This window comes from Vibrio variabilis, from assembly GCF_003263785.1.
Lineage (GTDB): Bacteria > Pseudomonadota > Gammaproteobacteria > Enterobacterales > Vibrionaceae > Vibrio > Vibrio variabilis.
The window spans coordinates 36992-62583 of the sequence record NZ_JYJK01000049.1 but is presented as its reverse complement, the minus strand read 5'-3'; the positions used below and the strand labels follow the sequence as shown (position 1 = coordinate 62583).

23 protein-coding genes and 9 pseudogenes are annotated in these 25592 nt (G+C 49.2%); 13 read left to right on the top strand and 19 right to left on the bottom strand.

Annotated elements, in window-relative coordinates; genetic code table 11:
- The 12 genes and pseudogenes from TZ48_RS07510 to flgB form a co-directional block, all read right to left on the bottom strand.
- A partial coding sequence (locus tag TZ48_RS07510) for a flagellin (protein ID WP_112478738.1) occupies positions 1 to 697 on the bottom strand: 697 nt, incomplete at its 3' end.
- Between the two features lie 44 nt (positions 698 to 741).
- Positions 742 to 1644: a flagellar hook-associated protein FlgL gene (flgL, locus tag TZ48_RS07505; RefSeq protein ID WP_112478737.1), complete on the bottom strand. Its 903-nt coding sequence runs from the start codon at positions 1642 to 1644 to the stop codon at positions 742 to 744.
- 9 nt (positions 1645 to 1653) lie between these two features.
- Positions 1654 to 3024 (bottom strand): annotated as a pseudogene (gene flgK, locus TZ48_RS07500) (flagellar hook-associated protein FlgK).
- A gap of 5 nt (positions 3025 to 3029) precedes the next feature.
- A pseudogene (locus TZ48_RS07495) lies at positions 3030 to 3583 on the bottom strand (rod-binding protein).
- A 10-nt stretch (positions 3584 to 3593) separates the two neighbouring features.
- Positions 3594 to 4621: pseudogene (locus TZ48_RS07490) on the bottom strand (flagellar basal body P-ring protein FlgI).
- Between the two features lie 92 nt (positions 4622 to 4713).
- Entirely contained in the window at positions 4714 to 5403 is a 690-nt protein-coding gene (flgH, locus tag TZ48_RS07485) for a flagellar basal body L-ring protein FlgH (RefSeq protein ID WP_112478735.1), read from the bottom strand.
- Between the two features lie 72 nt (positions 5404 to 5475).
- Positions 5476 to 6261, bottom strand: coding sequence for a flagellar basal-body rod protein FlgG (gene flgG / locus TZ48_RS07480; RefSeq protein ID WP_042502044.1), 786 nt, complete (start codon positions 6259 to 6261; stop codon positions 5476 to 5478).
- 24 nt (positions 6262 to 6285) lie between these two features.
- A pseudogene (locus TZ48_RS07475) lies at positions 6286 to 7016 on the bottom strand (flagellar basal body rod protein FlgF).
- Between the two features lie 9 nt (positions 7017 to 7025).
- Complete coding sequence (gene flgE / locus TZ48_RS07470) at positions 7026 to 8225, bottom strand: flagellar hook protein FlgE (protein WP_112478734.1); 1200 nt, start codon at positions 8223 to 8225, stop codon at positions 7026 to 7028.
- Positions 8226 to 8268: 43 nt separating this feature from the next.
- Complete coding sequence (gene flgD, locus TZ48_RS07465; RefSeq protein ID WP_112478733.1) at positions 8269 to 8946, bottom strand: flagellar hook assembly protein FlgD; 678 nt, start codon at positions 8944 to 8946, stop codon at positions 8269 to 8271.
- Positions 8946 to 9380 (bottom strand): flagellar basal body rod protein FlgC, encoded by a 435-nt coding sequence (flgC, locus tag TZ48_RS07460; RefSeq protein ID WP_112461423.1) that lies wholly within the window; start codon positions 9378 to 9380, stop codon positions 8946 to 8948. The genes flgD and flgC overlap by 1 nt, the downstream gene beginning before the upstream one ends.
- A gap of 2 nt (positions 9381 to 9382) precedes the next feature.
- Positions 9383 to 9745 (bottom strand): flagellar basal body rod protein FlgB, encoded by a 363-nt coding sequence (flgB, locus tag TZ48_RS07455; RefSeq protein ID WP_112478732.1) that lies wholly within the window; start codon positions 9743 to 9745, stop codon positions 9383 to 9385.
- A gap of 132 nt (positions 9746 to 9877) precedes the next feature.
- On the opposite strand from flgB, the gene TZ48_RS25765 reads away from it, so the two are divergent.
- The 7 genes and pseudogenes from TZ48_RS25765 to TZ48_RS07425 all read left to right on the top strand — a co-directional run bounded on the left by TZ48_RS25765 (position 9878) and on the right by TZ48_RS07425 (position 14815).
- The gene (locus TZ48_RS25765) at positions 9878 to 10435 is read left to right on the top strand and encodes a flagella basal body P-ring formation protein FlgA (RefSeq protein ID WP_275426421.1); all 558 of its coding nucleotides are present in this window, start codon (positions 9878 to 9880) and stop codon (positions 10433 to 10435) included.
- Complete coding sequence (gene flgA / locus TZ48_RS25760; RefSeq protein WP_275426420.1) at positions 10416 to 10598, top strand: flagellar basal body P-ring formation chaperone FlgA; 183 nt, start codon at positions 10416 to 10418, stop codon at positions 10596 to 10598. The genes TZ48_RS25765 and flgA overlap by 20 nt, the downstream gene beginning before the upstream one ends.
- 159 nt (positions 10599 to 10757) lie before the next feature.
- Entirely contained in the window at positions 10758 to 11042 is a 285-nt protein-coding gene (flgM, locus tag TZ48_RS07445) for a flagellar biosynthesis anti-sigma factor FlgM (RefSeq protein WP_112461424.1), read from the top strand.
- 32 nt (positions 11043 to 11074) lie between these two features.
- The gene (locus tag TZ48_RS07440) at positions 11075 to 11518 is read left to right on the top strand and encodes a flagellar protein FlgN (RefSeq protein ID WP_112478731.1); all 444 of its coding nucleotides are present in this window, start codon (positions 11075 to 11077) and stop codon (positions 11516 to 11518) included.
- A gap of 6 nt (positions 11519 to 11524) precedes the next feature.
- Positions 11525 to 12232 carry a lytic transglycosylase domain-containing protein gene (locus tag TZ48_RS07435; protein WP_112478730.1) on the top strand — a complete coding sequence of 236 codons (708 nt, stop codon included), beginning with the start codon at positions 11525 to 11527 and terminating at the stop codon, positions 12230 to 12232.
- A gap of 110 nt (positions 12233 to 12342) precedes the next feature.
- Positions 12343 to 13232: pseudogene (locus TZ48_RS07430) on the top strand (DMT family transporter).
- A 312-nt stretch (positions 13233 to 13544) separates the two neighbouring features.
- Positions 13545 to 14815 (top strand): annotated as a pseudogene (locus TZ48_RS07425) (NRAMP family divalent metal transporter).
- A 113-nt stretch (positions 14816 to 14928) separates the two neighbouring features.
- Here TZ48_RS07425 and TZ48_RS24845 read toward each other — a convergent pair.
- Both TZ48_RS24845 and TZ48_RS07420 read right to left on the bottom strand, forming a co-directional pair.
- Entirely contained in the window at positions 14929 to 15162 is a 234-nt protein-coding gene (locus TZ48_RS24845; protein ID WP_239670738.1) for a PTS sugar transporter subunit IIB, read from the bottom strand.
- On the bottom strand, positions 15111 to 16478 hold the full coding sequence (locus TZ48_RS07420; RefSeq protein ID WP_239670736.1) for a PTS transporter subunit EIIC: 1368 nt from the start codon (positions 16476 to 16478) through the stop codon (positions 15111 to 15113). The genes TZ48_RS24845 and TZ48_RS07420 overlap by 52 nt, the downstream gene beginning before the upstream one ends.
- Positions 16479 to 16651: 173 nt before the next feature.
- On the opposite strand from TZ48_RS07420, the gene TZ48_RS07415 reads away from it, so the two are divergent.
- The 4 genes from TZ48_RS07415 to TZ48_RS07400 all read left to right on the top strand — a co-directional run bounded on the left by TZ48_RS07415 (position 16652) and on the right by TZ48_RS07400 (position 19893).
- Complete coding sequence (locus TZ48_RS07415) at positions 16652 to 17026, top strand: GntR family transcriptional regulator (protein WP_162674514.1); 375 nt, start codon at positions 16652 to 16654, stop codon at positions 17024 to 17026.
- Positions 17023 to 17379: a UTRA domain-containing protein gene (locus tag TZ48_RS07410; protein ID WP_162674513.1), complete on the top strand. Its 357-nt coding sequence runs from the start codon at positions 17023 to 17025 to the stop codon at positions 17377 to 17379. Before TZ48_RS07415 ends, TZ48_RS07410 begins: the two co-directional genes overlap by 4 nt.
- 157 nt (positions 17380 to 17536) lie before the next feature.
- Positions 17537 to 18871 carry a 6-phospho-alpha-glucosidase gene (locus TZ48_RS07405; protein WP_042502015.1) on the top strand — a complete coding sequence of 445 codons (1335 nt, stop codon included), beginning with the start codon at positions 17537 to 17539 and terminating at the stop codon, positions 18869 to 18871.
- Between the two features lie 38 nt (positions 18872 to 18909).
- Positions 18910 to 19893: an aldo/keto reductase gene (locus TZ48_RS07400; protein WP_239670735.1), complete on the top strand. Its 984-nt coding sequence runs from the start codon at positions 18910 to 18912 to the stop codon at positions 19891 to 19893.
- A 91-nt stretch (positions 19894 to 19984) separates the two neighbouring features.
- Here the strand turns inward: TZ48_RS07400 and TZ48_RS07395 are convergent.
- From TZ48_RS07395 to ftnA, 3 genes and pseudogenes are all read right to left on the bottom strand, one after another.
- Positions 19985 to 21173 (bottom strand): annotated as a pseudogene (locus TZ48_RS07395) (BaiN/RdsA family NAD(P)/FAD-dependent oxidoreductase).
- A 196-nt stretch (positions 21174 to 21369) separates the two neighbouring features.
- On the bottom strand, positions 21370 to 21693 hold the full coding sequence (uspB, locus tag TZ48_RS07390) for a universal stress protein UspB (protein WP_112478727.1): 324 nt from the start codon (positions 21691 to 21693) through the stop codon (positions 21370 to 21372).
- Between the two features lie 69 nt (positions 21694 to 21762).
- Positions 21763 to 22290 (bottom strand): non-heme ferritin, encoded by a 528-nt coding sequence (gene ftnA, locus TZ48_RS07385; RefSeq protein WP_042502012.1) that lies wholly within the window; start codon positions 22288 to 22290, stop codon positions 21763 to 21765.
- A gap of 311 nt (positions 22291 to 22601) precedes the next feature.
- On the opposite strand from ftnA, the gene uspA reads away from it, so the two are divergent.
- Together uspA and TZ48_RS07375 are read left to right on the top strand one after the other, a co-directional pair.
- On the top strand, positions 22602 to 23027 hold the full coding sequence (gene uspA / locus TZ48_RS07380; protein WP_112478726.1) for a universal stress protein UspA: 426 nt from the start codon (positions 22602 to 22604) through the stop codon (positions 23025 to 23027).
- Between the two features lie 104 nt (positions 23028 to 23131).
- Positions 23132 to 24009 (top strand): annotated as a pseudogene (locus tag TZ48_RS07375) (carboxylate/amino acid/amine transporter).
- Positions 24010 to 24033: 24 nt separating this feature from the next.
- Here the strand turns inward: TZ48_RS07375 and TZ48_RS07370 are convergent.
- Together TZ48_RS07370 and TZ48_RS07365 are read right to left on the bottom strand one after the other, a co-directional pair.
- Entirely contained in the window at positions 24034 to 24546 is a 513-nt protein-coding gene (locus TZ48_RS07370; protein ID WP_112478725.1) for a hypothetical protein, read from the bottom strand.
- A gap of 135 nt (positions 24547 to 24681) precedes the next feature.
- Positions 24682 to 25460: pseudogene (locus tag TZ48_RS07365) on the bottom strand (class I SAM-dependent methyltransferase).
- Positions 25461 to 25592: the final 132 nt, after the last annotated feature.

The following is a 25592-nucleotide window of genomic DNA, read 5'->3' as shown; positions in this document are numbered from 1 at the left end:
CAGGGAAGCGGTGGCCTTCGCCAGTGACTCGAACATGCTGCTGCATCGCAGCGTAGGCCGATTCGTGCACTTCAAATACGATGCTGCCATCGTTGGCGAGTGACGCGCGCATGCCCATTGGGATGACGCTGCGGTCGAGTTGTTTAACCGTGCGCTGGCCGTCGGACTGCCCATCGAACTGCAGCATCACCGAGCCGCCACTCGGGAAATCCAAACGCACTTGCTCAGCACGCTCACTCATGCGGTGCACATTAAGACCAGGAATCGAAAAACGTCGAACATCTGCAGTATCAAGCTTTAGATGCAGTTCATTGTCGACCACGCGTTTGCCATCAAAACGCGCCTGATTGAGGGTTGCTTCAATCACTTGTTTTGAGCGCGACAGTTTATCGGTCATTTGTGGGGTAGAGCCGTGCGATAGAGCCTGCGTAAGCTGCTTTTTCACTTGCGTCAGCTCTTTACCCACGCCTTGAAGCGCTTTAGTGGCAATTTGCACCGATGTTGCGTGTTGCTGCCCTTGGGTCAGTAGTACACCGGATAGCGAATAGGCGGAAGAGATTTCCGCTTGCGGCTTGAAAAGGTGTTTGGAGAGAGAAGTGCTAGTGGTATCAGAGGCTTGCGAGGGCGCGATGCTCGTCGTTCCCTGCACTGTGAGCTTAATACTATGCGGTCTAACTTCAACCGTACTTACTGCCATAACACCGTTCCTTGAGCCTTAATGCCGAGTGGCAAAAACGACCGCTAAATGCGGTCGAATAGAGATAAATCATTAATTTTTACATAACTGGCCTGCGTCGCTTGCAATGCTGCCATGTAATTGCTGAGCCTAACCGACGCTTCGCCATAATCGAGCGCAGACACATCACTGGTTATCTTATCGACAAACAGCTTGTTCTCACTGTGCGCACCATCCATCAAGTCGAGGTTGTTATGGCGGCCACCCATTTCCGTCATCGCACCGAGCACATTGCCCAAGGTATTATCAATGGCATCCAGGCTGGCACCAACTTCGGTTTGAAAATTTGGACTCGGGTTCTTAAATTCCACGATCAATCGGTCGATTTGATTCAACACATTGTCGCCACCACCGAGATCTAAGATGTCCTGTGCCGTTGTGTTGGATTCCATGGTTACGCCTTTAGCGACCGTAACAACACGTTTGTCGCTATTTCCATCCAAGGAATACACACCGCCGCCCGCATCTGAAATCGCTGGGGTATCGGTTTTAGTACCAGAGAAAAGGTAATGACCCTCTTCATCTTGAGAATTGAATGATGACTGAACCGAGTCACGCAAGCTTTCAAGTTCCGTGATCATCCCTTGTCGGTCTTCATCGGTAAGCGTACCGTTCGCCCCCCAAAGCACCAACTCTCGCATGCTTTTTAGGCTCTCATTGACCGAATCTAGGTGAACTTCTTGACTCGATAGCGTGGTTTTAACGTTGGCGATATTGCGTTGATATTGATTGATTGCCGCCCCTTCTCTATCAAGGTTGAGCAACTGAATCGATGCCATTGGGTCATCCGATAACTTTGTCAGCCGATCGCCCGTTGCCATTTGCTGCATCACTTTGCCAAGACCTGCGTTATTGGTTTGCAGGCTTTGCAGCATCATTTGGCTAAATTGAGTATCACTGATCCTCATGGTCTCTCCTTAAAATAGCTGCAATACCGAATCAAACAATTGATTCGCTGTACTGATCACTTTCATGTTGGCGTTGTGTGCGTTAGCAAACGTCATCAAGTTCGCGGCTTCTTCGTCGCTGTTAACCGCACTGACATTATCGCGCGCAGCGATCGCTTGCTCAGACATCGCCTGCTTGGCTGATAATCAGACTCGGCTTGTCTGGCTTTAATTGCCGTATCACCGACCATAGCGGTAAACGCATCGTTAAGGGTAACTGAACCATAGCCGCTGATAGCAACAGGCTTATTACTGATATCAATCAGGTCTTTGAGATTGTCGCTGTTGCCCGGGTTTCCATCGCTAGAAAACGCCAGTTCATCAGCACTGATGGCGGTAATATCTAAACTTGCCGCTGGGTTAGCAGGGTCGTAAATAAACAGCGGCGCACCCGGGTTACCATTGAGATCGGTACCAGCTGCCAAGACCGCGTTAAACTCGTCGGCCACACTGCGCGCCATATCATCAATCGCTTGTTGATTCGGCTTAAGCACGTCGACTTGATAGTCATGCAGCGCCCCCAGCTTGCCGCCAATATCCCCTTTGGCGGCAAAAGTCTGATTGCCAAATTCGATGTGCAAATCAGCAAGATACGGGTCACTTGGGTCTGGAATTGCATTAATAACACTGGCATCTGAGCCCATGACTAAGGCTGACCAGACGCCAAAGAAACTTGAACGCTGCCATCAGGCTGATCTGTGGTTTTCACCGCCATGATGGTAGACAGCTCACCAATTAGGGCATCGCGGGTATCCATCAGTTGTGAGGCATTGCCGCCTGTACCCTGCATCTCAACGATCTGTTTGTTCACTTGCGCAATATTTGCCATCACACTATTTGCGTGAGAGATAGCAGCATTACGCTGATCATGTACATCTTTATGCTGATTATGCAGCGATTCGGTGAGCGTATTGAAGCGTCGCGCTAAGGCTTCCGATTCGTTGATCACCTGTTGGCGCAGCGGAGTCGATTCAGGTTTGGTGGTCGCATCGTTAAGAGAAGCAAACAGGCTATCAAGCCAGATGACAAACTAAAACCATCGGCACCCAACATGTTTTCTAACTGGCTCATCGCCGACATATATCCAGCCGAGTAATTAGCCTCACTGGCTGTCGACCAGGTTTGCTTCACCAAGTATTGATCGGTCACGCGGCGAATACTGGTGACTTCCACGCCCATTCCTGGTGAATTGTAATCGTATTTTCCGCCAGCCACCGATGACATCAGAGCCTGCTGACGACTGTATCCAGGGGTGTTGACGTTGGCCACGTTTTGCGCGGTGACATTTAACGCCACGCGATTGGCATTCATCCCAGTCAAGGCGATATTAATTAAACTCATGACGATTAACGCTCCGTGATTTTCATAAGAGGCTGAGAAAAGGCCATGGTCATGGCGGCCTCACTAGGCGACTGAGGATTAAAGCGGCGGTGTTATTGGCTTCATTAACCGCTGAAGCGCCATTTGTATGGTTTGAGGCATAAGATTGTGACTTGGCTTCCAAGTCATTCGCCGCCCCTAACGATTGCACGCGCGCAGCATCAAACTGCACCTCTCGATTCGACTGAGGAGAATGCGCAGGCCCTAGCTGTTTCACCAGCATATCGGCAATGCCAGAGTTCTGTTTTTTGGCCAGTTCAATCGACAATTGCCCATCGTGCATGTCTCTAAATACGCCATGTTGCTGCGAGGAAAATGGACTGTCTTCATCGGCCAGTGCGTCGCTACTGCTGCGCATTTGTCTTAGCACCATTTGCAAGAACATGGCTTCAAACTGCCCTGCCACTTCTTTTAGCGCTTCTGGACTGTCGTTACTGTGTTTGATATTGGTCAGCGCCGCATTGTCATGATAGAGCATGCTGTTGACGCGAGTTGTATCGTTCATGGCATCGATTTTCATACTGCGTCTCCTATATCACAACCAGCTCAGCATTGAGCGCGCCCGCTTCGTGAAGCGCTTGTAGAATTGACATCAAATCTGTTGGCGTTGCGCCTAAACTATTCACCGCGTTGACGATGGTATTCAGTTCCGTGCCTTCCGGCCAAATCACCATTTGTGCTTGGTCTTCGTTGATGTCGATTTTGGTTTGATCTACCACTACGGTATCGCCATCGGCAAAGGCGTTAGGCTGACTGACGCGCTGCGACTCACTGATCGCGACCGTCAAGTTGCCATGACTCACCGCGCTTCGGTGACTTTGACATTTTTGCCCACCACCACAGTGCCGGTGCGCGAGTTGAATACAATACGTGCTGGCTTGCGGCCTTCGACCACGCTCATTTCTTCTAGCATCGACATCATAGTCACGCGCTGCTGAGTATCTTTCGGTGCGCGCATATCAACACGAACCTTGTTGACTGCAATCGCCACATCGGGACCAAAGGTGCTGTTGATTTCACGGGCGATGTTCTTCGCCGTCGTAAAGCTTGCTTTGCGCAGGTTTAGGGTTATTTGTGGGCGAGTATTAAAGTCGGATGGAATTTCGCGCTCTAGCGTCGCGCCATTTGGCACACGACCTGCTGTTGGCGTATTCACCGCAATCTTGGAGCCGCTGCGACCTTCCGCAGACACGCCGCCCACAACCACATTACCTTGAGCCACGGCGTACACTTCACCATCGACACCACGAAGTGGCGTCAGCAGTAGCGTGCCGCCACGTAAGCTCTTGGCATCACCAATCGACGACACCACAATGTCCAGCATCTGGCCGGGGCCTGCCATAGGGTCGACCGAGGCGGTCACACTCACCGAAGCAACATTACGCAGCTTTGGGTTGGCATCGTCGCCAATCTGTACGCCAAACTGACGCAACATGTTAGTAATCGATTGAGCGGTAAATTTCACTTGGTTGCGGTCGCCTTGGCCATCGAGACCCACGACCAAGCCGTAACCAACCAGTTGGTTGCTACGCACACCTTGTACGTCAACCAAATCCATAATTGGGATTTCCACTTCCGCCTGCGCCATTGGCATTAAACCAAAAGCAAACACAGCGATAAGGGCGTTAAAAAAGTGACGAAGTTTCAACATTAGAATGGCATCCAAGGGCTTGTGAAGAACTGCGTTAGCCAACCCGCTGAGTTGCTATCTGCTAAAGCGCCGCGTCCTGAATAGGTAATGCGGGCATCACCGATACGGTGTGAAAAGACTTGGTTATAACGGTCAACATCGTCGACGCGAATAATCCCGGTGACGCGGATAAACTCATCACCTTGGTTCAGACGGATCCACTTTTCACCACTGACCTTAAGCACACCATTTGGCATCACTTCATGGACGGTGACCGTAATAGCGCCCTCAAGCTTATTACCTTGTGAGCTAGCGGCGCTGCCGTCAAAAGCACGGTTGCCGCTGATGCCTACCGCCGTCTCATTGATCGTGGTACCGCCTATGTTGGCTGCACCAAAATCCACGTTCGATGACTTACCAAACTTGGTATCGGCTTTTTTACTCGACTGGGTTTCTTCCACCAGCAAAATAGTGAGCACATCGCCGACGCGGTAGGCGCGGCGATCTTGAAATAACGTGAGGTTGTATTGATGACGGTACAAACTGCCATTGGTTGCCTCAGGCAGCGCGTAGTTTAGCTCTGGCGGCGCATACTTCTGCTCATCTGGCTCGGGCGGCACAAACTCGGGTCTGGCTGCACATCCAGCGAGCAGCAGCACCGTCAGTGCCACTATGCCTTTTTCTATTAGGCGTCGCGAAAACCCTTTCATATTACTACTTCCTTTCACGTTATCTCCCGCTCACTCAACTCATTACTCAACGAATTTGGTTTCCGAAATTCGTTACACCGCTTGCGCGACAAACTTGAGCATGTCATCGGCCGCCGATACGACCTTAGCGTTCATTTCATAAGCGCGCTGGGTGGTGATCATATCGACCATCTCTTCCACCACTTGCACGTTTGAACCTTCCAGTGCGCCTTGTTTGATGCTGCCTGCACCTTCTTCACCTGCAATCAGCTCTTGTGCCTGACCGCTCGCTTCAGTCTCTTTAAACAAGTTGCCGCCAATGGCTTCAAGACCAGCTGGGTTGATGAACTTAGCTAGGGTAATTTGACCCAGTTCTTGTGGTGCAGGGCCGTCGGCAGTGGTTGCCGTCACCGTGCCATCGACACCCACAGAAACCGTCAATGCGTTGTCTGGGATTTGTACTTGCGGCTCAAGCGGTAAGCCTTGGCTATTGACCATCAGGCCTTCAGAGTTGACATGAAACTGGCCGTTACGGGTGTACATGATCTGGCCATCGGAGTTTTCGATTTGGAAAAATCCCTGTCCCATGACCGCTAAATCCAGCTCTTGCCCTGTGTTTTGTGAGCTGCCCTGTGTGAACACTTTTTGAGTGCCCACAACACGAACACCACTACCCAACTGAACACCTGTTGGGAGTTCGTTTACTTGGTCTACCTGAGCGCCGGGCTGGCGCTGAATGCTGTAGAACAAGTCTTCAAATACCACTCGGTCACGCTTAAAACCAACGGTATTAACGTTGGCAAGGTTGTTGGAAATCGCCGTCATTTTAGTGTCTTGGGCGGCCATCCCTGTTTTACTGACCCACAATGCTGAATGCATGGTTTACTCCTGTTGGCGAGCCTTCTAGCTCGCACTCATTAATTTGTTTCCGGATTGCGCTAGGGTTTCCGCGGTTTTCATCATGCGGATCTGCATCTCGAAGTTGCGAGTGAGAGACATCACGCTCAGCAGCTCATCAATCGCTGAAACGTTACTGCTTTCGATATGCTCAGGCGCTAGATTGACCGTCGCATCCGCCGCAAACGGCTGACCATCAAGGCTGTGCAGTAGCTGTCACTCTCTTTTTGCAGCTGAGTGATCTCCGGCTTGACCAGTTTTAGCGTGCCGACTTCCACTTCTGCGCCGCCACCCGGTGGGATCACCGACACACGGCCGCGTTCACTGATTTCCACTTTTTGAAATTCAGGCAGCACCATAGGGCCGTTATCACCAACAACGGCAAAACCATTGATGGTCATGGCACCCAAATCATCGACTTTGATATTACCGGCGCGGGTATAGGCTTCGTTGCCCGCTGGGGTTTGAACACTGATGTAGCCTTCACCCATGATGGCAATGTCGAGCGGGCGACCGGTTTTCACCACGTCGCCTGAATCAAATCGCGTCGCGGCTGAGTTGGTGACCACCATAGTGCGGCCATCGAAACCTGAGCCTTGCAATGGAACGCTGTTAACGCGTTCCATATCGGCACGAAAGCCCGCCGTATCGGCGTTCGATAAGTTGTTAGAACGAACATGCTGCGCTTTAAGGACGCGACTCGCGCCCGTGGTCGCAGTAAATAGCAAGCTATCCATGGCCTACCTCTATACCGCGTTAAACAGCGCTTGAGTCAATTTGTCAGACGTAGAGATCGTCTTCGCGTTCGCTTGGTAATTGCGCTGCGCCGTCATCAAGTTCACAAGCTCTGAAGTCAAATCAACGTTTGAACCTTCCAGTGCGCCCGGAGTCAGATCGCCCAACACGCCCGTACCCGGCGTGCCCACCACTGGCGCACCCGAGCTAAAGCTTTGTGTCCAAGCGGTACCGTTAGTTTTCGCCAAGCCTTGAGGGTTTGCGAAGTTCGCTAGCACCACCTGACCTTGCAGCTGTGACTGACCATTGGTGTAAGTCGCGAATACCATGCCGTTGTTTTCAACACGCACACCCGCAAGCTCACCAGAGGTGTAACCATTTGGGCTGTTGGTGCTCACGCCAAACGCAGCGCCAAATTGAGTGCTGCCAGCAAGGCTGATATCAATACTCATACCGCTAGCACCTGCCGCAGGGAAAGCAACATTAAAACTGCCCGTTGGAGAAGCAAGAGTACCGTCAGTGTTAAAGTCGACTTGCTGCGTTGTCGCAGGCGTCGTCGGCGAACCATCTACCTCAACATTCACCTGCCATGTGTTATCAGCCGTTTTGGTGAAGTACTGGGTCACTGTGTGTGAGTTGCCCAGTGAGTCGTACACTTTTGAGGTGTAAGAAGAGTTAAATGAATCCGGATTTGAGGAATCAAATGGCGTAACGGTTTGGTCAATCGCTGTCGCACTGGCATCGAAGTTGGCGATAAAGTCCAACTTATCCGTTGCTTGTGCCGCTAGAGAAGAGGTGCTGATCTTGATGTCGCCGACAGAGCCTTCAAGTAGGTTGTTGTTGCTATCAACACTGTAGCCTTGCAGCTTAGCGCCGCTATTACCGACTACGTAGTTGTCTTTATCGGTGCCAAACACGCCAGAGCGGGTGTACAGTGTTTGTCCCATACCATCTTTAGTGACAAAGAAGCCGTTACCATTGATGGCCAAGTCCATCGCACGACCTGTGCCGGATACCGAACCATTCTTGTCGAAGTTTTGTGAAATCGATGCCACTTCCACACCGCCTGCCTGCATACCGTTATAGACGGCAGAAAACTCGGTACGCGCTTGTTTAAAGCCGTACGTCGATGCGTTGGCAATGTTGTGACTGATAGTGTTTAGCTGAGTATTGGTAGCATCCAAGCCACTTAAAGCAATATTAAAACTCATGATGTCCTCTTAATTCTGATAATTATGGGTTTTACACTCGGCGCTAAGCACCAAACTGACTGATTTGATAGAAAGGCACATTGCCCACGCCAGCGACATTGACCATCGCCGCGCCGCCTGTGCTAGGAATACGGACTTGTTGAACTTCACCTGCCAGCAGCAAATTTGGCTGCGCTTGACCGTCTTGCACTTCGACTGAGATAGAGTACTTGCCCGGCTTAAGACCCAGCTCTTCTGGGTTAATGGTGAAATCCACATCACCGGCAGGATGAGCGCCAAGTGGCACCTTGGTTTTCTGACCAAACTCGTCCTCTACCACCACGTTGACTTGGCTCGATGAGTGCGCAAGCTCAATACGACCTTTTTGCGCGCCGTCCGCCAGTTCAACCTCATTGCTGCCGACATACACGGTTTGACCCACTAGGCTTGCCGTCGATAACACCTGCATGTTGTCGAGAAGCACCATGCTGTTTTGCATCAGCGTCGACATGTTCTCGGTACTTTGCACCTGAGAGAACTGCGCCAGCTGGCTCACGTACTCGGTGCCATCAAGCGGGTTAAGCGGATCTTGGTTTTGGATTTGCGCCACCATTAAGGTGATAAACTCGTTTTGTAGCGAGCTGGCGCTGTTGGCGTCTTGCGGATTCGCAGACACGTTGGCGTTAGTTTGCTGAGTGACGGGAGAGTCCGCATCCAGCGCGGTGAATTGTGCAATACTCATTAGCTGCCCTGCCCTAAACGAAGTAATCCTTGCTGCATGCTTTTCACATTCGACAAGACTTCGACGTTGGTTTCGAAGCTGCGCGATGCTGACATCATGTCTGCCATTTCCGCCACCACATCAACGCCCGGGTAATAGACATAACCCTCTTCATTAGCGAGTGGGTTATTGGGCTCAAAACGCTGCTCAGCCTTAGCGCCACTCTTCACCACATCGACAATGCGCACTTCGGCATTGGGGTACACCCCTTGCTCACTCGCCAGTTGAGTTTGGCTATATACCGTGGCAAATACCGGCTTGAGCGGTTTATAAGCATCATCTGGGTTGGCCGACACGGCGTCTGCGTTGGCAAGGTTACTGGCCACGGTATTGAGTCGTACCGTTTGCGCCGTCATGGCCGAGCCTGCGATAGAATAAATATCGGTAAATGACATGATTAACGTCCCTCAATCGCTTTCGCTAGCCCATTAAACTTCATGTTCATGAAGGTCAGGCTAGTTTGAAAATCCATGTTGTTTTGGGTGAATTTGGCCTGTTCAACGCCCAGCTCCACCGTATTACCGTCTTTGCTGTTTTGGTACGGCACGGAATATTGAGTGGCAATGTCCAACTTTGGTGTCGTGCTGTGCACGCCATTGGCACTGGCTTGCTTCATCACCGTGGTAAAGCTCAGGTCTTTTGCTAGGTACCCAGGTGTATCGACATTTGCTAAGTTACTGGCTAACACCTTAGTTCTCTGAACTCGAAAATTGAGTGCTTCGGGATGCACGCCTAACGCACTGTCAAAACTGATTGCCATCTCTTTGTCCTTAAATGGGCGGTCGTCCCTAACTAACAACAAGATGCGTGCCAGTTTTTTATTTAAATAAAAACAATGAATTACACAAAACAAAGGAAGAGGAACTTCCGATTCACGGAAGCGAGATATGACATGGGGAAATGGATCATAGGTCTATTATTGGGGACAATATCACTGTCTGCTTTCGCCACCAGCCACGCAAAAATGACGCGGCTGGATATCGAGCAAGCGGTGCGCCGCGCGCTTGATTTGGAGATTGAGCAGCTCGCCGAACGCCATCGCTGGGGTAAGCACGACGCCAAACTGGTGATATTGGTTCCAGAGTCAGCAAAACATCTCGACCAGTGCCTAGCACCGCTCATCATCAGTAGCCGTGACCATCAAACGCTGCCTGTAGGCAATTTAAAACGCAGCGTCAGCTGTGAAGACGGCGTGAATGATTGGCGCATCAACGCCAGCATCAAGGCGACCTTATCCTTGCCTGTGGCAGTGGCAACCACCACGCTCAATCGTCATACCACGGTGGATGCCAAATCGGTTCGACTCGAAACGCGCACCTTGTCGCGCGCGACCGCCTTCGTCACCGACGTGTCGACACTGCGTGGCAAACAGGTCACTCGAAGAATGCGCGCAGGCAGATCATCGATGCCAAGTTTGTCAGCAATCCCCGTTGGTCGAAAAGGGCAATGAAGTGGTGATCATCGCCGCCAAGGGAGGCTTTAATGCCACGACCAAAGGCGTCGCTCTACAAACGGGAGGTGAAGGTGAACAGATCAAAGTGCAAAATAGCCAGTCGAAGAAAGTGATTCGCGCCGTCGTCACTGGCTTGAACCAAGTTCACACTCAATTTTAATTTTCTGACTCAAGGTAACAGTTTTCACTCAGCACGCTCGAAATCGATGCAGAGATTAAGATAGAAAAAAAGGGCAACAATTTAGGTGGGCAGATTTAATACTGTCGCTCGCTTTGTCGCCCTATACTGTTATCGACATCTTGATAGGACAGCAACACCATGAAAATCGACAAAGTGGCTGGCGGACATGTTCCACAAACCAACTTCAACCAGTCTAAAACTCAAACCGCAGAAACGCCGCAGCGTAAAACCGTGTCTGAAGCGGCATTCAATGCCAACACAGCCGCACTAGACAAGGCACAAGCCGAACTCGCTGCTATGCCCAATGTGGATATGGCCAAAGTCGAAGCGGTGCGTAGTGCGCTGGCAAATGGCGAATTGGGTCTGGATGTTAAAGCCCTGTCGCAAGCGGTGATGCGTTTTCATACTGGTCACGAATCCTAAGCAAGCGACCCCATTGAGTGGAGTAACCGACCATGGCCGCATCGAAAACTGAGCTAGTACAAACGTTCGTGCTGAGCATTTCTGAAGACATTAAGTTGTACCGAAAGTTGCTCGCACTACTGCAACATCAAAAAGCCTTGTACCTCAAGTTCGATGGCGAATCGCTGAGCGACAATATCCAGAGCCAACTGCCAATATTGAATCAACTTGGCCGCAATGCCAGCGAGCGAAGTCAGGCACTCACCCAATTGAAACTGCCTTGCTCGGAAGTTGGGGTTGAACGCTTGATTAAAGCACTGCCTGCAAAGCTGTCAGACAACGTGAATAAGCAATGGCACATCCTTGAGTCCTTGATTACACAGTGCCAAAAATACAATCAAAACAACGGACAAAGCTCCGCCGCTTTCCAAGAATTACTCGGCGAGTTGACGGGTCAAAAGCAGCACAGTTATGAGGAACATGCTCGCGCGGTTTAGCCGTTATTGGAGCCGACCTCACTGGTATGCTTTGCTAGTGATAAGTTTGCTGTGCTTTGGGCACAGCGTGAGCTATGCCAAACCGACCAAGGTGCCCCTACCCAAGCGGACATCGCCCCACACATCGCCACCTTAAAACCCTATCAAACCCATATCACTAATAAGTTTGAAGAGTTCAGTCCTTTAGTGGATGAGATCTTCAAACAGCTAAGCAAAAGATCACTACCTGAAAGCTTAGTGCTGGTGCCTATGCTGGAGTCTTCCTATAATCCAAAAGCTGTCTCGCCAGCCAAAGCCGCAGGACTTTGGCAACTCATGCCGGCCACCGCCAAACGCTTTGGGTTAACCGTAGACCAAAACCTCGATCAGCGATTTGATATTGAGCCGAGCACACGTGCTGCGATGCAATATCTGTCATTTTTATATCGCAAGTTTGACGGTGATATTAACCTGACTCTGGCAGCCTACAACGCGGGAGAAGGGCGAGTGCAGCGCGCGATCAACAAAGCGGGCAGTCGTGAGTTTTCAAAGCTCGTCCTGCCCAATGAGACCGTGCACTATGTAAGGCGCTTCTACGCCTTGATGAGTCTGGTCGACATTTCATCACTCAAAGGAAACCACGTCGATACTTTATGGTTGTTTGCCAGTGAACCTTCATGGCAACAAGCTCCATTGATCGATCTGACACCGCTGCCACCGCTGATCTCACTTTAGTTGAGCTCGCTGCAATCTTGTGTGATTCGTCACCACAAACTGCTGTTTTCAGAATGCCATTCACTGGTAAGATGCAGACATTGTTTACTCCATCCTAACGCTCACTCTTCATGCAAAACGAACGCAAAGCCCTGCTGTTTGGGTTATCTGCTGTCCTACTGTGGTCTACGGTCGCGACGGCATTTAAACTCACATTGGCTGAATTTACGCCTGCGCAAATGGTCGCCGCTGCATCGGTTGCCTCCACCATCGCTCTGGTCATTGTTTGTGCCGTAAAAGGAACACTCTCCCAACTTAAAACCACGTTTTTTTCCAACCCTTGGTACTACCTATTATTGGGCTCATCAACCCACTCGCCTATTACCTCATTTTGTTTAAGGCATACGACTTATTGCCAGCATCGCAAGCACAGCCTATCAACTACAGCTGGGCAATAACGTTAACCTTAATGGCGGCCGTGTTCCTAAAACAAAAAATCCGCCCGCAAGACTGGTTTGCGTGTGCACTCGGCTATTTAGGTGTGGTGGTCATCGCCACCAAAGGGGATGTGCTTGGGCTGCAATTCGATAGCCCAGCAGGTGTGGCTCTAGCGCTGCTTTCTACTTTGCTATGGGCGGGCTATTGGATCCTGAACACCAAAAACACGGCCGATCCGGTTGTTGGTGTACTGCTTGGTTTTTTGGTGGCGTTGCCATTTGCTTTCGGTGTCGCGATCTATGAGGGCGCGGCTTGGTCGAGTATCACCCTAAAAGGCTGGCTAGCGGTGAGCTATGTGGGTCTGTTTGAAATGGGGATCACCTTTGTGCTTTGGCTGAGCGCTTTGAAGCTGACGCAAAACACGGCGCGTATCAGTAACCTGATCTTTGCTTCGCCATTTATCTCATTGATGCTGCTTGCCACCGTTATCGGTGAAGAGATCCACCCATCGACACTCGTCGGCTTAGTGTTGATTGTGATTGGACTGGTTGTGCAGCAGCTGAAGAGAAAACCTAAAGCCTAATCGCTTGATAGCACCTTATTACTACCGTCGCGAGCCTTTGTGTTCGCGACACCTTCCAATATTTTTCCTACTCTTTTTTGCCAGCCTCCCATGAGGATGCATTATCCACCTCAAGGTAATCAGCACAAACATCCACTTTTAACTCATTTTATAGATACACCGACCAAACCAAGGCGTCCTTTTCATTCCGCCACATTGCATCCTGCTGAAATTACTGTAGAAATAAATGGGTTGGAAATAATTTTTTATCGTTTCGTAAATAATTTTTTACAGCGATTGCAGTACGGATAATAATCATAAAGGACTCATGTCATGGATACTTCACTCCCTTCAGAGCCAGCATCACGCACAGGCTTATCTCACTTAGTACGTTCTCTTGGTCCAGGCATTATGATGGCAGCGGCCGCCGTTGGTGGTTCTCACCTTGTCGCTTCTACTAAAGCAGGCGCCATCTATGGCTGGCAACTCGCCGCACTGATCTTGCTCGTTAACCTGTTTAAATACCCATTTTTTAGAGCTGGGGTTCAGTACACCGTCGGTACAGGCAATAGTCTGATTCAAGCTATGAAGGATTAGGCCGTGGATACCTTTGGGTATTTACGCTACTGACGGTCATTTCCGCGGTAGTCAATACGGCAGCACTACTCTTGTTTAGCGCTAGTTTGCTCGGTTACTTCTTACCCTTCGAGTTGTCCTCGCTTGCCCTTTGCGGTGTTGTGCTGGTGACCTGTATTGGGATTTTATTCGCCGGTCACTACAAAGCGCTCGACGGACTGTCCAAAACGATTATGGCCACATTAACAGTGGCAACCGTGACAGCGGTGATTATCGCAGCGTCTAACGGCAGCGTTGCACCCGCCGATTATCAAGCGCCATCTCCATGGACCATTGCCGCCATTGGCTTTATCGTAGTCACCATGGGCTGGATGCCAGCACCGATTGAGATCTCCAGCATTACATCCATGTGGCTTAAGAGTCAGTGTAAAAAGCAAACCGTGACCGCGCAGTCGGCACTGTTTGACTTTAATGTTGGTTACATCGGTACGGCTATATTGGCCTTGGTGTTTGTTGCATTGGGTGCACTGGTTATCCACGGCTCAGGAACGGAGCTGTCGGCATCGGGCGTAGGGTTCTCACATCAATTGGTGGGCATGTACGCATCAACCATTGATGAATGGTCACGCTACCTAATCGCTGTGATTGCCTTCTTCTGTATCTTTGGCAGCACCATTACCGTTATTGATGGCTATTCGCGTGCGATTGCCGAGTCACAGCGACTATTGCAAAACCAATCAGAAGAAAATCCAAAGAGCTATCAAGCTTGGGTCATCCTGGTGTCTGTTGCGGCTATATCGATTATTGCTTTCTTCGCTAAAGCACTGATGCCAATGCTCAACTTCGCGATGATCATGGCGTTTGTTACCACACCGATATTTGCACTACTCAACTACATTTTGGTCTCTAAAACCGAGCTGCCAAAAGCGCTGCAAATGGGCAGTAAACTCAAGGCGCTATCCATTATCGGTCTTATTTACCTATTTGGTTTCCTTGCCGTGTTTATTTGGTGGAAATGGTTGATGTAGTTGACATTACACCCTTGATATCAAAAGCCTAGGGACAGTATCGTCACCTAGGCCTTTTTTGTAGAGGGAGGAAAAGGTATTCGGCGCTTACGCCATCGCCTCCAAGAACTCATTCACCTCTTGCGCACGGATGCTACGTGACTGCCGAAGATGATTTGAATGTTTTGGCCTTTGTTGACCAGACCCATAGGGTTCGATTCTTGGATTTTCGCCTCATCCACCAAAGATGAGTCGCGAACCTCCACACGCAATCGGGTGTAGCAGTTTTGCACATCTACGATGTTATCTTTACCACCTAGACCTTCAATGATAGCAACCGAGTTGAACTCACCGACTGCGCTATCAATTGCCGCTGTTTTGTTGCGGTTCTTGTAGTCTCTTTGGTTTGTAGCTTCATTTCAGCTTCACCACGACCAATGGTTTTCAGGTTAAGGTGCGTGATCAGCGCGCGGAACACAAAGTAGTACACGGCTAGCTGAACCAGACCAATCGCCACGTACATCGGCCAATCGGTTTTGTCTGTACCTAGTGGAATGTTGTAAACGATGAAGTCGATAAGACCGCCTTTACCTACCGCCACGACATCCAGCAGAGACAACACAGCCATGAATAGACCAGTTAGGATAGCGTGCACAACAAATAGAATTGGCGCGACGAAAAGGAATGAGAATTCAATCGGCTCAGTAACACCCACCAAAATAGAAGACAGCACTGCAGGGAACACAATCGCTTTCACTTTTTCGCGCTTGTCTTGGTCAGCACAGTGGTACATGGCGAGACCCGCACCCGTCAAACCGAAGATTTTTACTAGGCTGCGTGAATCAAACACGATTGAGCTAGAAAGACGCGTCGTCTCTGGGTCACCAATTTCAGCAAGGAAGATGTTCTCGATGCCGCAGTAGTTTTGACCAGCCACCATGGCACAACCACCAAGATCAGAGAAGTGCATTGGCACCCAAAGCAGGTGATGAAGACCCGTTGGAATAAGTATACGCTCTAGGAAACCGTACACGCCAACGCCCATAGAACCTGCGCCGCGAATGCTCTCGCCAAAGCCGAAGATAGCATGCTGAACCGGTGGCCAGATGTGGGTAAACAGAATACCAAGGCCAATCGCAACTGGGATCATGATGATAAGTACCAGACGAGATTCACCGTATAGTGATAGCGCGCCTTTCAGTACCTTTTGGCTGTATTTATTGTGGAAGTAAGCGTTAACAATACCGATCAGCATGCCAACGAAGATACCTGTATCAACCACTTGCAAGCCAAGGATGCTCGCCTGACCGGTGCCCCCTAAGTCACCATCTAATAGCAGACCATTAAACTTCATATAGGTATGCATGGTGTACAGGTAGATGAAGTAGATGATCAGCGCGTTAAAGCCAGCGAGGTGCTTGTCTTTTTTCGCAAGCCCCATCGAAATACCGACAGCAAAGATGATATGCAGGTTAATAAGAACGCTCAGCGTCGACCAAACCAACACTTCCCCCATCCCTTTAAAGAAAGGGGCATCTAAGAAAGGCAGTACTTCGACAATGCCAGGGTTGGTTGTTGCCGCTCCGATAGCAATCACAAAACCCACTAGTGGAAGGACATATATCGGTGCCAACATGGCGCGCGATAAGTCACTCATATAAGTGGTTATAGCTTCTTTGTTCATTATTGATGTTCCTAAATACGCTATTAATTATTTTATTTCTGCAAATCACTTTATTCAGAAAAGAAGTCATAACAACTTTGTTGTACCGAGAATGTGATGAATGACCTAATATAGAACCAATTTATTATGTTATTGTGATATTGATATAACCAATAATTTTTGGAAATGACATCGTGCTATACGTAAAAGTATTAGAGAGCTTAAAAGAGAAGATCAACGCGGATGTATACTGCGTTGGCTCAGCATTACCGACAGAAAAGCAGTTAATTGAAGAGTACCAAGTCAGCCGCATCACCATTCGCAAGGCAGTGGATGAACTGGTTAAACTCAAGCTGGTCGAAAAGCGCCGTGGTTCTGGTACCTATGTACTGGAAAAGCAATATTCGCATCAGCTTAATAGTTTGGCCGGTACCTCTGAAATTCTGACTCACAACAATAAGACCGTGAAGTATCAGGTGACGCAATTTTTGATGAGTAGTGATAATGCACCCGTCCATAAACTCCTAGGACTCAAACCTAATGAGCCTTGTATTATATACGTCGAGTGAAGTTTATTGATGACCAGCCAAGGATTGTCGAAGACAGCTATATGCCAGTTGCACTGTTTCCCGACCTCAATATCTCTACGTTACAGAAGTCGAAATTCGATTATGTCGAACATGAGAAAGGAATGCTGATACAAGGCAGTCGCCAAGAGTTCACCGCCGTCGACTCTGATGAGGAGATCATGGCCTTGCTTGGAATGGAGAAAAGCCACCCAATCATGAACCTGCGCTCAATATCCAACCTCGAAGATGGGCGTTATTTTGATTATACCGAGGCTTGGTTTCACCCTAACGCTCACAAGCTGGCTATCTACTTATCTCGTAAAAGAGGGCATAGAAAACCCGTATTTCCATAACCAATCCCAACTATTGTTTGAATACGATCACACATTAAAGGTATTTAATTTGTCACATCAAAACAAATCCATAGGATAAGACCTATTCAAGATAGGTTATAAATCACATGACCTTTTAAATATCCGAACAGCATTCAAAAACACATTGGAGTTGGTTATGACCAAACAACCACAAATCATCGCAATCGCAGGCGGCGGCTCAACATACACTGCCGGTATCGTTAAAGCTCTTCTAATGAAAGGGGATGACTTCCCTATCGCGGAAATCCGCATGTACGACATCGATGCACAGCGCCAAGACAACGTTGCAGTATTGGTGGACTACGTGGTCAAGACTCATGCTCCACACGTGAAACTGACAGTGACGACGGAACCGGAAGTGGCTTTCTCTCACGCTGACTTCGTGTTTGCTCAAATCCGCGTCGGTCAGTACAAGATGCGTGAAACCGACGAGAAGATCCCACTGCGTCACGGCTGTGTAGGCCAAGAGACTTGTGGTGCAGGTGGTCTGGCTTACGGCATGCGTACTATCTTCCCAATGATTGAGCTTATCGATCATATGGAGCGCTTCGCTAAAGAATCTTGCTGGATGCTGAACTACTCAAACCCAGCGGCGATTGTGGCGGATGCAGTTCACCGCCTACGTCCAAACGCTCGCGTACTTAACATCTGTGATATGCCAGTGGCGATTGAGCGTAACCTATCAAACATCCTTGGTGTGAACCGTTATGATCTCGACGTTGAGTACTTCGGTCTGAACCACTACGGCTGGTTTACTTCTATCAAGGTTGATGGCGAAGAAAAGATCCCATTCCTTCGTAACCACATCCAAAAATTCGGCATGTTGACTGAAGAAGAAGTGGAGAACGCGTGTCACTCTGAACCTTCTTGGATCAAGACCTTCAAGAACACTCAGCCTCTGATGCAGATGTTCCCAGAGTACGTGCCAAACACTTACCTTCAATACTACCTAATGGCCGACGATATCGTGGCTCAGTCTAACCCAGAGCACACTCGTGCTAACGAGGTCATGGAAGGTCGTGAGAAGAAGATGTTTGAAGCGATTGAGCAGATCAAAGCATCAGATGGCAACGTAGAGGGCAAGTTCCACGTTGGCGTGCACGGTGAGTTTATTGCAGACGTTGCGATGTCTATGGCTTATGATCTACGCCAGAAGTGGCTAGTGATCATTCCTAACAACGGCATCATCAAAGGCTTGCCAGATGATGCAATGGTGGAAGTACCTGCGCTACTCGGCCGCGATAAAGTTTACCCAATCCAAGTGGGTGAAGTGCCACACTTCTACCAAGGCATGCTGCAGCAACAACTCATGTCTGAGAAGTGCTTGGTTGATGCTGCAATTGAAGGCTCTTACGACAAAGCACTCCAAGCCTTTGCGCTTAACAAGACCATTCCATCAGCGAAAGTGGCGAAGCTTATCCTTGATGACATGATCGAAGCGAACAAAGAGTACTGGCCGGAACTTAAGTAATCCAATCCTGACCCTTGAATGAGAAGACAAGAGAACGAATGATGAAAAACAAACAAATCAAAGATCTTAATGCCTCAGCGGTGGGTTTTGGCTGCTGGGCAATCGGCGGGACTTGGAACAACGTCTCTGACAATGAATCCATCAACGCAATCAAAGCGGCAATCGATAACGGCATCAACTTTTTCGATGTTGCACCGGTTTACGGTAAAGGTCATGCGGAAACGGTACTCGGCCAAGCGCTGAAAACCGAGTCTCGCGACAACATCATCATCGCGACCAAATGTGGCCTGCCATGGTCTCAAGATGAGCGTAAAAAGACCCGTAAAGATCTGACAAAAGAGAGCATCTTCAAAGAAATTGATGACTCACTCACGCGCCTGCAAACTGAATACATCGACCTGTACCAAGTGCACTGGCCAGATCCAAACACGCCAATCTCAGAAACCGCAGAGGCACTGGCTGAGCTTAAACGACAAGGCAAAATTCGCCACGTTGGCGTGTCGAACTACTCGCTCGATATGACGCGTGAAATGATGGCAGGCGTTGAAGTGGCGACCTTCCAAGGTCTCTACAACCTACTTGAGCAAAACCCAGAGCATTACCACAACATTCCATTGCAGTACCGTGCGCGTGAAGAAGCGCTGCCGTTCTGTAAAGAGCACGACATGAAATACCTGCCGTACTCACCGCTGATGCAAGGTCTGCTGACGGGGACGTTAAAACGCTCTGGTAACTGGGATGAAAACGACGACCGTCGCAACAATCCAAAACTCAACGGCGACGCGTTTGAACCTTACTTCAACTGTGTGAAAGAACTAAAAGCACTGGCCAAAGAAGCCAACATTCCGCTTTCCCACCTAGCTATCCACTGGCTTGTGGCGCAAGAAGAAGTAGGGCCTGTGATTGCCGGTGCGCATACCGTAGAGCAAGTGATTGATAACGCGGCGTTTATGCAATCGACATCGAGCACTGAGCTGCTAGCACGTGCAGAAGCGATTGTCGCGAAGTGGGAACTTAACTAACTCGCATGCAACATCAGTTGGCTTAAAAACGACAAAAGCCGCATCCTAGGATGCGGCTTTTACATTTGATTCGATTGTTGTGTTGGAACGATTAGACGTGCTGACCCGCAACAAAACCTGATGACCAGCACCATTGGAAGTTATAGCCGCCCAGCCAACCCGTCACGTCCATCACCTCACCGATAAAGTACAAGCCTTGGATAGACTTACACTCCATGGTTTTAGATGAAAGATGGTTAGTGTTCACGCCACCCAGCGTCACCTCTGCGGTGCGATAGCCTTCGGTACCATTAGGTGCAATCGTCCAGTTTTCTAGAGATTCGCGAATCGCCACCAGCTCTTTTGGGTTGTACTGCTTCAGCGGTTTATCAGCAAAGACTTTACGCTCAATCAGCACTTCGACCAAACGCTTTGGCAGCACACGCGCCAAGGTATTTTTCAGGCTTTGGTTAGGGTGTTTTTCTAGTGATCGCGTTAGAAGCTTTTCAATATCCGCCTCTGGCACTAGGTTTACCGACACGTTTTGTCCCGGCCTCCAGAAGGATGAGATCTGCAGCACCGATGGGCCAGACAATCCACGGTGAGTAAACAGCAGAGCTTCTTTGAAGAGCGTACCATCATTTGCGGTGATTTCCGCTGGAATCGCGATACCAGATAGCTCAGCGAAGTCTTCTTTGTCTTCTTTATGCAGCGTAAACGGCACCAGACCCGCTGTCGTCGGCACGACTTCCAGACCAAACTGCTCAGCTATCTTATAACCAAATGGCGTCGCGCCCAGTTTTGGCATTGAAAGGCCGCCTGTGGCCACCACTAAAGAGTCACATTCAATCGTGTCGGTATCGGCGTGTAATGAGAAGCCTTGCTCAGTTTTCTCAATGCTGTGCACATCCGTTTGGTAGCGGAACTGAATGTTTGGAGATTCACACTCAGAGAGCATCATCTTAACGATGTCTTTCGCTGACTCTAAGCAGAACAGTTGTCCATGGTCGCGCTCTTCAAACTCAATGCCGTACTTACTCACCAGCGAGATGAAATCCCAGTTGGTGTACTGCGACAGCGCCGACTTTACGAAGTATGGGTTCTGACACAGGTAGTTGTTTGCCGACACGTCGTAGTTAGTGAAGTTACACTTACCACCGCCAGAGATCAGAATTTTTTCGACCCGGTTTTTTGGCATGATCCAGCACCAGCACGCGACGACCTCGCTTACCCGCTTCTGCTGCACACATCAACCCCGCAGCGCCTGCACCAATAATTACCACATCAACTTTCTGATTCATCACGGTTTTCCGACAAAATTTAAATAAAAAAAGGATGTGCGTATTGCACATCCCTTCAACAATCTGGCGCTATTCTAGCGGCTTAATCGACTAAAGCCAACTCCTCCAGCATTGCATCTCAAGCTGGAAACTGACACCAGGTTCATTGCCACGCTTACGCCTGCAACGTGCCCTGTTTAATGCTCTTCACCGTCTGCTAAAGCATGAAACCTGCGAGCAAGGTTACCCCAATCAACGCGACGCAGAGCACAAACAGCTCACGCACGCGATCGCACTTTTCGGTAAACACCGGATCATGGTGGTGATGGTATTCTTTGCTTTTGAGATAGTGAAACAGCCTCACTTGCTTCGACATGTTGCCGTGCGTCGTGAAAAATCCGCGTCCGTCGACTTGCTGGTACAAGAGCGGATGCGCCTCACGCATGATAAAAATAAGTGAGCGTAGTGCTGTGAGATACCTCGCCATATTGACTGAGGTAATGAGCATCAATGCTAATAGAATAGTGTCTCCACTGATCATCTTTTCCTCCCTACGTCCTCCTAGACACCCAAGAGAAAAAGACAATCAATGGTCTTTTAAGCGCTGATATTACTCAGCTGGGGCGTCCATAATGGAAGAAGAACCCTCTTTTGCTAACGTTGCCAAGTCCTTGTCGATGAAGAACAGCGCCTGTCCATTCTCACCTACGAGTTCTAGCTTATCTAAGATCCCTTTAAACAATTTTTCTTCTTCATGCTGCTCCGCAACATACCACTGAAGAAAGTTGAACGTTGAGTAGTCTTGAGCCGAGAAGGCAACGTGCGCCAGCTTGTTGATTTTCTCCGTAATCATCTGCTCATGTTTGTACGTTTCGCGGAACACATCGCCCAGGCTTTCAAAATCGTGACGAGGTGCTTCAATACTGCCCAAGATTGGCAATGCACCGGTTTCGCTTACGTAGGTAAACAATCTTTGCATGTGCTGCATTTCTTCGTCCGCATGCTTACGAAGAAATTCTGCCGCGCCTTCAAATCCTTTGTCTTCACACCAAGCACTCATTTGTAAGTATAGGTTGGATGAAAAGAATTCGAGGTTAATTTGCTCGTTCAGGTGTTGAACCATAGATGGAGAAAGCATTTACGACTCCTAATTTCGTAACTGGAATTAACGCCACTATAACATAACTAATTGAGGAGTCTTCTGATCTCATGCCCAAACCTGGCAACATCTGTGTACTCAGCGCTTACTTTGATTCTAGAAAACTTTGGCGACTTTGCTCACATTTTGTCGTCTTGTTGTTGAGAAAATTATTCAGAGACGCTCGATTCGTTTAGTAACGACAAGGCAGGGTTTTATAGCTATGACGACTGATTTGGGATCACATCAGCATAATTTTTGGGCGCTTAATGCTATGTTTTTAGTAGGACGAACGTCAGGAGGAGTGCGTTATGAGTTACAAACATATTATGGTCGCATTAGATCTCTCAGAAGAAAGCAAAATGCTCATAGACAAAGCGGTCTCACTCGCGAAACCACTGGATGCCGAGGTGTCATTTATCCATATCGATGTCAACTACGCCGAGCTTTACACTGGCTTGATTGACCTCAATATGGCTGAGACGCAGCATCAGGCCATGGAGGCCTCGATGACTCAGCTAAGAGAGTTTGCTGAGTACGCGAATTACCCGATTAAACATTCTTTGGTTGGCAGCGGTGACTTAAGCAATGAGCTGCGCGATACCATCGGTGAATACAATGTCGATTTGGTGGTGTGTGGTCATCATCAGGACTTTTGGAGCAAAATCCTGTCGTCTACCAGACAGCTTATCAACACCTCACCCGTCGACATGTTGGTCGTGCCAATCAAAGACTAAACCTTCTATCGGGTCTCAAGTGAGGCCCGATTTGATCCGTCCTCTTTCCCATCACAAAAGTGTTACACTAGCGCCCATCTTTTAATCGAACGATGAGATTTTCGATGGGTTATCTCTATTCTGTCACTCTGCTGTGGGCGTTCTCATTCAGCCTTATTGGAGTGTATCTCGCGGGTCAAGTTGACTCTTGGTTCTCGGTACTCATGCGTGTGGTATTGGCCGCACTGGTGTTTATTCCGTTCACTAAATTCAAGCAAGTGCCCAATTCACTTAAAGCCAAATTGATGGCGATTGGTGGCATTCAGCTAGGATTAATGTACTGCTTCTACTATCAATCGTTCTTGCTGCTCTCTGTACCGGAAGTACTGCTGTTCACTGTCTTCACTCCGATCTACGTGACACTCTTTTACGACTTGCTCAAAGGTCGCTTCTCACCATGGTATTTGGTAACGGCGGCAATTGCGGTCGCTGGCGCGGCGTTCATCAAGTTTGCTGGCATTAACGAAAACTTCTTGATGGGCTTCTTGGTCGTGCAAGGCGCGAACCTTTGTTTTGCTATCGGTCAGGTGGGTTACAAATACGTGATGGAGCAAGAGCAGGTTGAGCTGCACAGCACAGCGTGTTTGGTTATTTCTACATTGGCGCGACTGTGGTGGCGACCATCGCATTCTCGATTTTTGGTAGCTTCGATAAGATGCCGACGACGGGTGTGCAGTGGGGCGTGCTTATTTACCTAGGCACCATTGCTTCTGGGTTGGGCTACTTTATCTGGAACAAAGGCGCGACAATGGTTAACGCTGGCGCATTGGCGGTAATGAATAACCTTCTGGTGCCAGCAGGGCTTATCGTTAACATTGTGATTTGGAATCGCGATGTGGACTTGGTGAAACTGTCGATTGGTGGTGGGATTATCTTGCTATCACTGGTGGTGAACGAGCTTTGGGTCAAACCAAAAGCAGAAGCCCAACTGGCAAACAGCTAGGCTTCACTCAACACAAAGACCTTATTAGTGCAGCTGTTCTGGCTGCACTTTCATTACCTGCTTTTCGACCGTGGCTGCCGCTAACTGATACTTGTGCTCCAGCTTGCTCTGTTTGCGCAGTAGCTTCTGACTTTTCTTCAGTACTTTACGCAATTTCTTCTGTGCCTTTTTCTGCGCTTTGAGTGCTTTTTTGGCACGCTTCAGCGACTTCTTATCGATTGTTTCTAGGCTTAACTCTTCGGCCATTGGAACATCGGTCGCGGATTTAGGCTCGGCTTTGTTGGCCGTCTTGGTGAGTTTCGGCGTGGTTTTGGTTGGTAGCGCTTCGGCCAACACGCCACATTGCTGCTGTTCAGTCAGAGGCTTGCTCTGGCAAGATGCTGGCGGGATGGCAGCCGGTTTGCAAAGAGTGGATTTATCGGCGGATGAACGTGAGCAAGAGCGGCACAGGAACTTAGGTTCTGCGACCAAACGATGGATGTCACCAAGGTTGTCACTGATATCGCGACGATTCAACTTGCACAGACGTTTAGTCATACTACTCAATCTCCAACTAACCACAACGAAAACAGGAATGATTCTTAGTTAGATATAACGTCAATTAGCAGCGGTTGCAAGTAACTTGCTCCAGTTACACCAGAGCAAGTTACTCAAAAAACATATAGGAAAGGATTAACTCATTGATGCGTTAACATAAACATCGAAGCGATTTTTTTTGGTCTCAATCGCCATTGTCGGTTTTTTCTCATCCAGCCATTCAGCGTAGTCTGGACGTTTGACCACAACGCGTTTTGCCGCAAGCTTAAGAGCTGGCTCCAACAGTCCGTCTGCATCGGTATCTGCGCCAACCAAAGATTGGAAAACACGCATCTCTTTTTTCACCAGCGCCGATTTCTTTTTGTTCTCTGGGTGTGGATACATAGGGTCTAGATAGACAACATCTGGCTTGATAAAGGCGTTGTCATCGGCAAGTTCACCTAAGGCAACTAAGCTCGACGCATGCAACAGAGACATACGCTCACTCACCCACTCGCCAATTTCCGGATCTTGTTTGGCGCGCTCAAGACCGTCATCAAGCAATGCGGCGACCACAGGGTGACGCTCCACCATCTGCACCTTACAGCCAAGAGATGCGAGAACAAAAGCATCGCGCCCTAGGCCTGCAGTACCATCAAGCACCGTTGGTGTCGCTCCCTTGTTTAAGCCCGCAGCTTTGGCGATAGCTTGACCTTTGCCACCACCAAACTTGCGTCTGTGCGCCACCGCGCCCCCGCAAGGTCAACGTAAATCGCACCCAGCTTCGGCTCATCCAGCTTTCGAAGCTCGAGTCTTTGTTCGGTCAACACCAACGCAAATTCGGAATCGTCAGACGCCACCAATCCCCAACGCTCAGCAAGTTGCTGAAGCTCTGGTTGAAGTGGTTGATGTTCGCAAATGAGTTGAATGTGCAAAGTGAAGCTCCGATAAAAGGCAATGGGCGCCAGTGTACCTCAAGTCGATAGCGCGACCAATAAGCGTGATCGACACAAAGACGGCTGCGCAAAAATAGTGATAAGCTTGTGCACCAATGAAACGGCACGTGT